This window comes from Yersinia sp. 2466 StPb PI (assembly GCF_041538325.1).
Taxonomy (GTDB): domain Bacteria; phylum Pseudomonadota; class Gammaproteobacteria; order Enterobacterales; family Enterobacteriaceae; genus Yersinia; species Yersinia enterocolitica_E.
Genome location: NZ_JAULSL010000001.1, coordinates 2,471,656 through 2,484,108, shown reverse-complemented (window position 1 = coordinate 2,484,108; position 12,453 = coordinate 2,471,656). Strand labels below are relative to the sequence as shown.

The following is a 12,453-nucleotide window of genomic DNA, read 5'->3' as shown; positions in this document are numbered from 1 at the left end:
GTTGCAATAAGTCGCAGTAATAACACATAGAACGGAGCCTGATGGCTCCGTTTTTTTATCTCTGGATCCAAACAGTACGCAGGAGGTTGCAATGACAGATAAACTTATGACCGGCCCCAACCCCGACGGCAAGCACCCTATGCTAGGCTTTCCGCAGGTTTGCTTTATCAAAAATACAACGAACAACCCGAATATTATTATCGGGGATTATACCTATTACGACGATCCACAAGATTCGGAAAACTTCGAGCGCAACGTGCTCTATCACTACCCGTTTATTGGTGACAAACTGATTATTGGCAAATTCTGCGCGCTGGCACGCGGGGTTCAATTCATCATGAATGGCGCCAATCATAAAATTTCAGGTATTTCGACTTATCCTTTCAATATTTTTGGCAATGGTTGGGAGCGCGTCACGCCATCAATGGATGAACTGCCCTATAAAGGCGATACCTGCGTTGGAAATGATGTTTGGATTGGTTATGACGTACTTATCATGCCAGGTGTGACCATCGGCAATGGTGCCATCATTTCATCACGAGCGGTAGTGACGCGTGATGTACCGGCTTATAGCATTGTGGGGGGCAACCCGGCAACCGTGATTAAGAGCCGCTTCCCACCAGTAACGATAGCTAAACTCGAGGCTATTGCTTGGTGGGACTGGCCGATAGAAGATATCAGCCGCAACCTGCATCTGATTACCGCGGGCGATGTCGATGCTTTGGCGTTAATGAATAACCCCCAAGATCAGGCATGATCAAGCAGACCCTCGGCGGATCAACACCGGCGGTAATATGACATTTTGCAGTTGCAGGTCAACACCGGCAATACGCTGGAGTAACCGCTGCCCGGCACTGTAACCAATTTCTCTGGCGGAACTGGTGATAAAGGTGAGTGGTGGTTCGGTTAATTCGGCTGCCGGCACGTCACCAAAACCAATCAGTGCCACTTGTTGATCTAGATAGGTGTCTACACCAGCACTACCAATAGTCCGACCGGTGCGTAAGATACCAAAGTAAGCCCCCAATGCCACTGATGCCTGATGACAAATGATGGCACTGACATTGGGGTGATAACGTAGCAGCTCTTCTGCCGCATCTGCCGCCGCCTGCTGTTGCCCGTCACATTCAACCACCCATTCAGAACGGAATGGCAGGCCATATTGAACCAACGTGGCGCAGAAGCCTCCCAAGCGCTCTGCCCGCGTCAATGAATGCGAGTGCCCGCCAAGGTAGGCAATTTGCCGGTGACCACGGCCAATCAAAAACTCAGTGGCCATTTTAGCCGCCTGCATATTATCAGGGCGCACGACATCCACACCTTCCAACACATTCGACCGTGCCGCGCAAATCAATGGGATATCATGCTCTGCCGCCTTCTCCTGCAATCCCATCTCACGTTTGGCTCCCCCGCCGAGGACCAAGCCGTCAACACCCTGAGCGATAAGGGTATCGAAGCAGCGCAATAGACCTTTGCCCTCGCGACCACTTTGCGTCAGAAACAGCAATTTGCCCTCTGCCTCAATCGCCTCACTCAAACCCGCTGTCATTGCGGCATAAAACGGATCGCCGATATCGCGCACAATCAAGCCAATCACGCCGGACTCACCACCGCGTAATTGTGCCGCCTGGCGGTTACGCACATAACCTAACTGTTCGATTGCCTGATTGACCCGGTCAGCGGTTGCCCCAGAGATACGCCCTTTGCCACTTATAGCTAATGAAACTGTCGCCACTGAGACGCTGGCAAACTTAGCCACATCGGTAATTGTGATTTTTTTAATGGTCATACCCGCGGATAAACAAGCCAAGTTAAACGTTTAATCTAATGATTTACTCTAATACAGAAGTAGGATCAGTAATTGTGACATATCACTCATATTATCTGGGTTAAACGTTTTATCTTGTTTAACCTCCAGACAGGGAGGCGAAATAGTCGCCATTTATCGATAAACACACCGTATTAAGAAGCGCGGTGGTTAGAGCAGACATTTTTAACATCAGGCGTTTTGAAAAACAGGAGTCACTATGTCAGCGGTAAAAAAACAAAAAATTACGCTGTGGGAGTTTTTCCAGAGTTTAGGGAAAACCTTCATGCTGCCGGTCGCCTTGCTCTCCTTCTGTGGGATCATGCTGGGTATCGGCAGTTCACTCAGCAGTAAAGATGTCATCACCCTATTACCGGTAATTGGTCATCCTGCCTTCCAGCTACTATTTACCTGGATGAGCAAGGTGGGTTCATTTGCCTTTAGTTTCCTGCCCGTAATGTTTGCCATTGCTATCCCGCTGGGTATGGCGCGCGAAAATAAGGGTGTAGCCGCCTTCTCTGGTTTCGTCGGCTTTGCCGTGCTGAATCTGGCGACCAACTTTTACCTCACCACCAGCGGTGTGTTGCCAACCACCGATCCATTAGTCCTGAAAACCCATAATATTCAAAATATTTTAGGTATTCAGTCGATCGACACCGGGATTCTGGGGGCGGTGATTGTCGGGGTCATTGTTTATTTACTGCATGAACGCTTCAACACCATTCGCTTACCTGATGCATTAGCCTTCTTTGGCGGTACTCGCTTTGTGCCGATAGTGACGACGGTAGTGCTCGGGCTGGTGGGGTTGTTGATCCCGCTGATCTGGCCATTTTTCGCCGCCGGCATCACCGGTCTGGGTCGCCTGATTAACGGTGCCGGCATGTTCGGGCCGATGATTTTCGGCAGTGGCGAACGTCTATTGCTGCCGTTTGGCCTGCACCATATTTTGGTGGCATTGATCCGCTTTACTGAAGCGGGCGGAACCATGGATGTTTGTGGTCACAGCGTGAGTGGTGCACTGACAATATTCCAGGCTCAGTTATCTTGTCCAACCACCACCGGCTTCTCAGAAAGTGCGACTCGCTTCCTGTCTCAAGGCAAAATGCCCGCCTTCCTCGGTGGCCTGCCGGGTGCTGCGCTAGCCATGTATCACTGTGCCAAGCCTGAAAACCGACATAAAATTAAAGGGTTGTTGATTTCCGGTGTTGTGGCTTGTGTGATTGGCGGTACCACCGAACCGATTGAATTCCTGTTCCTGTTTGTAGCACCGTTCCTGTATTTGATCCATGCGATCCTGACCGGTTTGGGCTTTACTGTGATGGCGTTGCTGGGTGTCACCATTGGTAATACCGACGGTAATATCATTGATTTCGTGGTATTTGGTATTCTGCATGGCACTGCGACTAAATGGTATTGGGTGCCAGTGGTTGCCGGGATCTGGTTCGTGGCGTACTACATGATTTTCCGTTTTGCTATTCAGCACTTCAATATCAAAACACCAGGCCGCGAAAGCGAAACCACCGCTAGCAGCAATGCAGAAAAAGCCACTTATGGCGCTGCAACCGGTAAATCCGGTTATAACTCCCCTGCTATTCTTCATGCGCTGGGTGGTGCAGATAACATTGTCTCGCTGGATAACTGTATTACCCGTTTGCGGATGTCAGTTAAAGATATGAGTTTGGTGGATAAAGAGGCGTTAAAAGCCAACCGCGCCATTGGCGTTATTCAACTGAATGACCATAATCTGCAAGTTGTTATTGGTCCACAAGTGCAATCGGTGAAAGATGAATTAGACTCACTGATAAGCAGTACTCAGTTTGCGACGCCTTAGGACGGTAATTCGCTAAGCGCCGTTACCTAAATACCAGTTACATGAAAAATTATACCCAAGGTTATTGGCGTTGCAGGTAGGCCACAGCAAATGAAAAATCGGTCGGGAATCGATTTGAGCGTGATTTGCAGCGGCCTCGCCTGAGGTCCAGGGATGGGCCGAGTAACAGGTGCCGAAACTCCCCGCAACTTCAAGGACCAAGGGTATATTTGATAAGCGAGATGCTGATGTTTGATTTCTCCACGCCTGTCGATCGTCACGGCACTTGGTGTACCCAATGGGATTATATTGCCGACCGTTTTGGTGCTGCTGACCTGTTGCCTTTTACCATTTCTGATATGGACTTCCCTACCGCACCGGTGATTCTGCAAGCGCTGAATCAGCGGATAGCCCACGGTGTGTTGGGCTATAGCCGCTGGCAGCATGAAGATTTCCTTGGTGCAATTCGTCATTGGTATCTGCAACGGTTTCATTGCCATATCGATACCTCAATGGCGGTCTACGGCCCGTCAGTTATCTATATGGTCGCTCAGCTAATCCGCTGTTGGTCTGCGCCCGGTGATTTCGTCGTTACCCACACCCCTGCCTATGACGCCTTCTATAAAGTCATTCTCGGTAATCAGCGCCAGCTACTTAGCTGCCCGCTGCACAAAGTAGATAACCAGTGGCAATGTGATATGGCACATCTGGAGGCACTGTTGGCGCGGCCACAGACGAAAGTGCTGCTGTTGTGTAGTCCGCATAATCCAACAGGGAAAGTCTGGACACCACAGGAGCTGGCGCAAATGGCCGAACTGTGTGAACGCCATCAGGTCCGCGTTATCAGCGATGAGATCCATATGGATATGACCTGGGGCAATCAGGTGCATACCCCTTGGAGTGAGGTAGGTCAGACTCCGTGGGCGCTGCTGACCTCGGGTTCCAAAACATTCAATATCCCCGCCTTAACCGGTGCATACGGTTTTATCAGTGACAGTGAAACCCGTGATATCTACACTCAAATGTTGAAAGGCCGTGATGGACTATCCTCTCCGGCGGTACTGGCCATTGTGGCGCACATTGCGGCTTACCAGCAGGCGCAACCATGGTTGGATGAGCTACGCAGTTATTTGCAAGCCAATCTGGTTTATGTGGCACAGCGCCTTAATGTGGCGTTCCCGGCATTAAACTGGCAGCCACCGCAAGCAACCTATCTGGCATGGATAGACCTACGCCCCTTGAACATTGATGACCATCAGTTGCAAGAGGTGCTGATTGAGAAAGAGAAAGTCGCCATTATGCCCGGTTTTACCTATGGCGAAGAGGGGCGTGGCTTTTTACGTCTGAATGTAGGCTGTTCCCGCAGCAAGGTCGAAGCCGGTATGGATAAGCTGATTAACGCTATTCGTTTTTTGCAGGGCAATAACGGCAGTTAAGTAAAACAGCATCGTGTATTACGCCACTTGATGCCTTGAGTGGCGTTTCTCTCCCTCCCCATCTCATCTTTCCCGCTGCCGATAACGTCAATAATCGATATACTACTATCACGCGGCTAGGTTTATCTGTGCTGGACAACCAAATGAAAAAGAAAGAATTTATTGCTCAGGACTTGCTGAGTAAAATGTATCAGTCTGGCGAGAAATTACCTGAGAAATTGCCGCCGGAACGCCAGTTAGCAGAGGAATATGGCGTGTCACGTTTTACCATACGCAAAGCGTTAGAGAAGCTGGCAGCCATTGGTGCCGTGCATATGGTGCAAGGTGCTGGGATCTTCATTAATCCCGGCGTGGGTAATAACCCACTGGTATACAATTCAATTACCGAAAAGAAATTTAACCAAATCAGTTTTCGTTTAATTAATCTGCATAAACGCCGCCCTGATAATGAAGAACAACAGATCTTTAACCTTAGCGCGGATGATTTTATCTGGGCATTCTCACGTTTGCGTTACATTGATAATCGTAAGGTTCAAATCGAAAATTCGCGCATGCCAGTCTCCGCTTTCCCTGATTTGAACCAAAAAGTCATTGAAAGCTCGATACAGCAATATATTCTCAGCAAAGGCTATCGCCTGTCCCATGCATTAACCCATTATCAGGCGATTAATATCAATAAAGAACAAGCTGAACTGCTTGGATGCAAAAAAGGTATTGCCGCCATGCATATCCTGAACCGAGGCATTTTGCAGGATGGCCGCGTATACACATTCAGTGATATCGTGGATATCGACTATTCCTGCACCTATATTATTCCGTTTAATCAGGATAACCTGAAGTTCCGCCAGAGCTGAATCAGCTCAGACCCACTATGGTGTATGAATTGTTCCGTTAGGCAAACGGCTTTGTGTCCATTCATGAGGCCGATAAACAACCGGGAATTCATCGGCTAAACGAGTATCAAAATCAACACCTATCCCCGCCTGTTCAATTGGATACAAATAGCCTTCTGTCGGCTGAACGGCACCCGGAAATACACTCAGGGTATTCGCCGGATAGGCCACGAACTCCTGAATTGCCGCATTGTGCAAATAGATATTTAAATGGGTGTTAACCGCAGCACCAATCGGTGTCATATCTGGCGGGCAATGCCATGCCAGGCGAACCCCAAAACTCTGACAGAAGCTGCCAAGTTTTAATGCCGGGGTAATTCCGCCAATCTGTGATACATGACAACGCAGGAAGTCGATCCGGCGATTGATTATCAAGTCTTTCCACTCTGCCGGATTGTTAAATAATTCACCCGTAGCAAGTGGTACCGCGGTTTGATTACGGATCTGTTCCAGCCATTCGTTCTGATTCGGCGGCAAAATATCTTCAATATAATAAGGGCGATAAGCTTCTAACTGCTTGGCGAATTGAACCGCTTGTTGTGGGAATAAGCGCTCATGCACATCATGTAAAATATGGAATTGATTGCCGTATTTTTCGCGTAGCGCTTTAAACATCGCCAACGTGTTATCCATATATTGGTCTTGATCGTAGTATGCGCCGATTGTTGGCTGGCGGGTCGCATGCAGATCCTGAGCATTCCCCCCATAGAACCCCAACTGGCAGCGGATATGCCGATAACCTTGCGCCAGCAAGTTATCCACCTCAACATACAACCCATCCAGTGAGTCACTGGCGGCATGACTATAGGTGGCAATGGCATCTTTAGATTTGCCACCAAACAGTTGGTAGAGCGGCATATCCGCCAGCTTGCCTTTAATATCCCATAATGCCATATCAATCCCGGCAATCGCGTTATTGATCACCGGCCCATTGCGCCAATAGGCATTGACCATCATCATCTGCCACAAATCTTCAATATTATTAGCGTCACGCCCCAGTAATAGTGGCCGGAGATATTCATCCACCATCACTTTAACGGCAAGGGGGCGCTGCTGAAATGTGGCGCAACCCAGGCCAACAATCCCTTTATTAGTTTCAATCTTAACCACAACTAAATTATGGCGATCGGGCCGGGTTATCTGACATTCAATGCCAGTTATCAACGTGGGTTGCATGCAATGCTCCTTTACAACACTCAGATTGCGACTCTTCAACGTGGCAACCAATGATGCATGAATAAATAAATTCGTATGACGTATTCGCTAATTTCACCTTATTTACACTGACCTTGTAAACCTAAAATTTAAATGTTTTTTTTGGTTCGTGAATTACGCAAATTACCGCAAAAAACCATACCAATTAATAGAAAAAGCATCTAAGAACACCCTAACCATAGAATAATGTGATGTAACCCATGATTTATTGGTTTGTTTTTAACTTTCAGTAAACTTATTATCATTCACAGTGAATAAAAATAATGGCTCAGGTGCGAGGGTTTTATGGGAAGGACTGAGGTATGTCAGTTAATAATTAAACTGGTCGGTGGTCAGGATAATATAAATAAAGTCTGGCATTGTATGACACGGCTGCGTTTTGATTTAATTGATGATAGTAAAGTCGAATGGCAGAAAATCAAACAATTACCCGGTGTATTAGGTGCGCAAAATCAAAGTGATCAAGTACAAATCATTATCGGCCCACAGGTAAATGCCTGGTATCAAGATATTGTTGATAATATGTCACCTGATGAGAATGTTCCCTCAAGCGCGACTACGGCAATAACACCTAAAGCACGGAAAAGTCTGGTTTCACTGTTTATGGATACCGTTTCTGGGGTATTCGGCCCTATCGTTCCGGCGATTGCCGGGGCGGGGATGATTAAAGGCTTACTGGCAGGGTTGATCGCCTTAAAAATCATCTCAGCCAAAAGCGACACCGTGATGATTATCGATTTAATTGCCAGCGGGGTATTCTATTTCCTGCCGTTCTTCCTTGCCGTTTCTGCGGCTAAGATATTTAAAACTAATGAATATCTGGCAGCGGCGGTGGCAGCCTGCCTGATGTATCCCACACTCATTGATGCCGCCAAAGCGCTGGCCACTCATACCCCGGGCGCGGTGAGTGTCATCTATTTTATGGATATCGTGCCGGTATCGGTATTTAACTATTCTGCCAGTGTTATCCCCGTTATTTTCTCAATTCTGGCGCTGAGTTATATTCACCGTTGGGTCGATAAAATTATGCCCGATGTGCTGAAAACAGTATTTACCCCGACACTAACCCTTTTTATCACCGCATTGGTTTCATTGACGTTTATCGGCCCGGCCGGCATTTATTTAGGCAAACTGCTGGCATTCGGTATTCAGGGATTATTTGATATCTCATCGGTATTTGCTGGTTTTATCGTCGGTGCCATTCGCCCGATTGCTATTCTTACCGGAATGCATCACGCCATGACCCCCATTGCATTGCAAAACTTTACCGACAAAGGTTTTGATATGTTAATGCCAATGATGTTTATGGCAAACATGGCCATTGCGGGTTCAACATTTGCTATCTATTTCCATGTCAAAACCCGGCAAGAAAAAACCGTGGTGCTGTCTGCCGCCGTTTCTGGCTTATTGGGCATTACAGAACCCGCACTGTTTGGTGTGCTAACCAAATACAAAAAAGCCTTTATTGCCACGACGATAAGCAGCTCGATTGCCTCTGCATTTATCGCCTTTTTCGGCGTAAGGCTGTACGGCTATATTTTATCAAGTATATTCAGCTTACCGGCCTATATTGGCCCTTACTTTATCTACATCCTATTGGGTGTCACCTTGTCGCTCGGCCTGTCATTTATCCTCACTTATCTGCTGGTAGTGCGCACTGAAAAAAGATTGGTCGCAGTTGAATCGCAATAAATAGTTGAAATTAAAGCCGGCGTCATGGGCGGGCGATATTGTCCGCCCATGTCAATTTGTGATTTATGTCACTTTTTTATGCAACGCAGTGGATATTTTCATTCATTTGTTTTTATAATGTTCTGCACTTTACCTACAAGAATCTACTTCTGATAAAAAGTGAGTGCACAGCATGATTGATCCCCGCCTCCCCCTGACCGACATTCACCGCCACCTTGATGGCAATATCCGTGCGCAAACTATTTTGGACCTGGGTCGCCAATTTAATCTGGCCCTGCCGGCTGATGAACTAGCCGAACTGCGCCCGCATGTGCAAATCACTAAAACTGAGCCAGATCTAGTCAGCTTCCTGCAAAAGCTGGATTGGGGGGTTGCGGTGTTGGCCTCACTTGATGCTTGCCGCCGTGTGGCCTACGAGAATGTCGAAGATGCCGCTAATGCCGGTTTGCATTATGCCGAACTGCGCTTTTCACCCTTCTATATGGCAATGAAACACCAATTGCCGGTCGCCGGTGTGGTCGAGGCCGTCATTGATGGGGTGCAGTCCGGTTGTCGTGATTTTGATATTGATATCCGCCTGATTGGGATCCTCAGCCGCACTTTCGGTGAACAAGCTTGTTTGCAAGAACTTGATGGTTTACTGGCACATCGCGAGGGGATTACTGCGTTGGATCTGGCCGGTGACGAACTGGGCTTCCCTGGCGGTTTGTTCCGCAGTCACTTTAATCGCGCACGCGATGCGGGCCTGCGTATTACCGTCCATGCCGGTGAAGCCGCTGGCCCAGAAAGTATCTGGCAAGCTATCCGTGAGTTAGGTGCTGAACGTATTGGTCACGGTGTGAAAGCCATTGAAGATAGCAAATTGATGGATTATTTGGCTGAACACAACATTGGGATCGAATCCTGCCTGACCTCTAATATTCAGACCAGTACCGTCTCTTCGTTAGCCACTCACCCGCTGGCAACCTTCCTGCGCCATGGCGTAATGGCATCGATCAACACCGATGACCCTGCGGTACAAGGGATTGAAATTGCTAATGAATATCACATTGCCGCACCTGCTGCTGGCCTAACAGCGCAAGAAATCCGCCAGGCACAACAAAATGGCCTGACGATGGCATTTATCACCGAGCAGGAAAAACAGGCACTGCGCGATAAAATCCGTGGCTAAATCGGTCAGGAATTAACTAAAAACGCCGGTATTTCATAGAAGTAGCGGCGTTTTTTATTGCAGATCGCAACCGGCTACTTAGTTTCTGCCCGCGCCGCCGTCGCCAAAGATTCAGTCGCCTCGGCATGCTCTCTGGCGACGCGTTTCGCGTAACGCTGTGCCAGGACGGCACATACCATCAATTGAACCTGATGGAATATCATCAAGGGTAATACCATCACACCGACTACTGAGGCGGGAAACAACACGTTAGCCATCGGGATACCATTGGCGAGGCTCTTCTTCGATCCGCAAAACACAATGGTGATTTCATCGGCAGTATTGAAGCCCAGCCAGCGGGCTGCCATGGTGTTAATGACTAATACCAGTGTCAATAGCACCATCGAACAGACCAGAATTGCCAGCAGTGACCAACCATCAATTTGATGCCAAATCCCCTGCACCACGGCTTCACTGAACGCGACATACACCACTAATAGAATGGATGACCGGTCAGTGATATTAACCAGTTTTTTATGGCGCTCAACCCATTTAGCTATCAGTGGGCGCGATAAATGCCCAACAATGAATGGCACCATCAGTTGCATGATAATAGAACCTATCGCATGCAACGTGTCGGTATCACCTCCTTGGGTGTGCATCAACATGCCCACCAGCAGCGGTGACAGGAAAACCCCCAAAATACTGGATGCCGAGGCGCTACAAATTGCCGCCGCCACGTTACCTCCCGCGACGGAGGTATAGGCAATAGCTGACTGAACCGTGGCAGGTAACGCGCACAAATAGAGGAAACCCAGATACAGTGTTGGTGTTAACACGCCGGGTACCAACACATTCATTCCCAACCCTAACAGCGGGAATAAGGCAAAGGTGCTGAGAAACACCACCAGATGCAGTTTCCAATGCCCCATGCCTGAAACTATGGCGGCGCGGGATAACTTGGCACCGTGCATAAAGAATAATAGTGCAATGGCCGCGGTCGTCAGGTGTTCGAACCACACCTTAACTTCCCCTTCACAAGGGAAAATAGAAGCAATAATAACGACCAGAATCAGCACTAATAAAAATTTATCTATCCGTAAGCGTTGTAACCATGACATGCCACTGTATTCCTTCAATATAACCTTGGTTCTTGACGTTGCAGAGGGGGTAGCTGTTTGCGTTGTGCAGCCCATCCTTAGGCCTTGCCTCGGTGAGGCCGCTGCCAGCAGTGTTCAAATCTGCTGGCAGCCTACCTACAACGCCAGTGACTTTGGCTATCGTTTCTATCAAATAAGCGTATTTGGCTGCAAAATCAACTTGCTGGCGATACCGGCAGCGTTTTTTTCTGTTGATCAGAGGCAATGCCCAGTTCAATTAATTCCATTACTTTTATCGCTTCCGAGGCGGGTACTGGGTTGGCAGCAGTACCTAAAATGGCATCACGGATCCCCGCATAATAAGCAGGATAATTACCCGGCAACGTCAGTAGTGGTTTCTCAGCGAGGATGCCATCATGTGACAGTGTCACTACTCCATCGCGCATATCGTAGCCCCAATCTGCCTGTGGCAAACGTTCACCCGCTTTCAGCCTGTCCTCTTGTGGGTCCAGACCAAATTTAATGTAACTCCCCTGCATGCCGTGCACGATATAGCGAGCAGTTTCTGCTGCGGCTAACACCGTACCGTGTAACACTACCCGTTGCCCCGGATAGCTAAGAACCGCGTGGAAATAATCAACAGATTGCGCACCGGGGCGCAGCATCCCTAAATCAACATTTAGCGTCTGTGGCAAACCAAACAGTTGTAGCGCCTGATCCAACAGATGTGGGCCTAAATCGTACCAAATGCCACTGCCCGCACCGGCTTGTTCACGCCAACGCTGGCGGATCTCCGGGCGATAGCGGTCAAAATGAGATTCGAAATAGACAACATTCCCCAGTGAGCCTTCAGCCAGCAGTGTTTTCAGCGTCAGGAAATCACTGTCCCAACGGCGATTATGGAACACTGAAAGCAATAAGTGGGCCTCATCTGCTTGTTTCTTCAATTCATTTGCTTGTGACAGTGTCACGGTAAACGGTTTATCCACCACCACATGTTTACCGGCAGCCAGTGCTTGCTGAGCCAGCGGGAAGTGAGTGTCATTCGGGGTTGGAATCACGATAAGATCGATTGAAGGATCATCAAATAACGTTTTGGGGTCAGAAACCACCGTCATTGTCGGCCAGTCAGCATGTACTTTACTGGCATCACTACTGGAAACCCCTGCCAGCTCTAGCCCCGGAGTGCCCATAATCAGCGGCGCATGGAACGTTTTGCTGGCATAACCATAGCCCAGTAAACCCACTTTGATTTTTTCAGCCATTATATTTCCTCTCGCGCAGCATATTTGCCAATTGATATCAGTCGATCAATCGATTTGACACCATGATGATTCCCGCGACAAGAGG

General features: G+C 48.4%; 10 protein-coding genes. 6 read left to right on the top strand and 4 right to left on the bottom strand.

Annotated elements, in window-relative coordinates:
* The first annotated feature begins 91 nt into the window (after positions 1–91).
* Positions 92–757 carry a streptogramin A O-acetyltransferase Vat(F) gene (vat(F), locus tag Q2T72_RS11210; RefSeq protein ID WP_372569175.1) on the top strand — a complete coding sequence of 222 codons (666 nt, stop codon included), beginning with the start codon at positions 92–94 and terminating at the stop codon, positions 755–757.
* Here the strand turns inward: vat(F) and malI are convergent, their stop codons facing one another.
* Positions 758–1,789, bottom strand: a complete 1,032-nt coding sequence (malI, locus tag Q2T72_RS11205) for a Mal regulon transcriptional regulator MalI (RefSeq protein WP_372569174.1) — start codon at positions 1,787–1,789, stop codon at positions 758–760.
* 238 nt (positions 1,790–2,027) lie between these two features.
* On the opposite strand from malI, the gene malX reads away from it, so the two are divergent.
* The 3 genes from malX to Q2T72_RS11190 all read left to right on the top strand — a co-directional run bounded on the left by malX (position 2,028) and on the right by Q2T72_RS11190 (position 5,907).
* Positions 2,028–3,638: a maltose/glucose-specific PTS transporter subunit IIBC gene (malX, locus tag Q2T72_RS11200; protein WP_083158863.1), complete on the top strand. Its 1,611-nt coding sequence runs from the start codon at positions 2,028–2,030 to the stop codon at positions 3,636–3,638.
* Between the two features lie 227 nt (positions 3,639–3,865).
* Entirely contained in the window at positions 3,866–5,053 is a 1,188-nt protein-coding gene (locus Q2T72_RS11195; protein WP_193784660.1) for a MalY/PatB family protein, read from the top strand.
* A 143-nt stretch (positions 5,054–5,196) separates the two neighbouring features.
* Positions 5,197–5,907, top strand: a complete 711-nt coding sequence (locus tag Q2T72_RS11190) for a GntR family transcriptional regulator (RefSeq protein WP_083158865.1) — start codon at positions 5,197–5,199, stop codon at positions 5,905–5,907.
* 15 nt (positions 5,908–5,922) lie between these two features.
* On the opposite strand, the gene Q2T72_RS11185 is transcribed toward Q2T72_RS11190, so the two are convergent.
* On the bottom strand, positions 5,923–7,122 hold the full coding sequence (locus Q2T72_RS11185) for an enolase C-terminal domain-like protein (RefSeq protein ID WP_083158866.1): 1,200 nt from the start codon (positions 7,120–7,122) through the stop codon (positions 5,923–5,925).
* A 324-nt stretch (positions 7,123–7,446) separates the two neighbouring features.
* On the opposite strand from Q2T72_RS11185, the gene Q2T72_RS11180 reads away from it, so the two are divergent.
* Both Q2T72_RS11180 and add read left to right on the top strand, forming a co-directional pair.
* On the top strand, positions 7,447–8,853 hold the full coding sequence (locus tag Q2T72_RS11180; RefSeq protein ID WP_083158867.1) for a PTS transporter subunit EIIC: 1,407 nt from the start codon (positions 7,447–7,449) through the stop codon (positions 8,851–8,853).
* 172 nt (positions 8,854–9,025) lie between these two features.
* The gene (add, locus tag Q2T72_RS11175) at positions 9,026–10,024 is read left to right on the top strand and encodes an adenosine deaminase (RefSeq protein ID WP_083158868.1); all 999 of its coding nucleotides are present in this window, start codon (positions 9,026–9,028) and stop codon (positions 10,022–10,024) included.
* A 74-nt stretch (positions 10,025–10,098) separates the two neighbouring features.
* On the opposite strand, the gene Q2T72_RS11170 is transcribed toward add, so the two are convergent.
* Complete coding sequence (locus Q2T72_RS11170) at positions 10,099–11,124, bottom strand: bile acid:sodium symporter family protein (RefSeq protein ID WP_083158869.1); 1,026 nt, start codon at positions 11,122–11,124, stop codon at positions 10,099–10,101.
* Positions 11,125–11,318: 194 nt separating this feature from the next.
* On the bottom strand, positions 11,319–12,368 hold the full coding sequence (locus Q2T72_RS11165) for an oxidoreductase (RefSeq protein WP_083158870.1): 1,050 nt from the start codon (positions 12,366–12,368) through the stop codon (positions 11,319–11,321).
* Positions 12,369–12,453 lie beyond the last annotated feature (85 nt).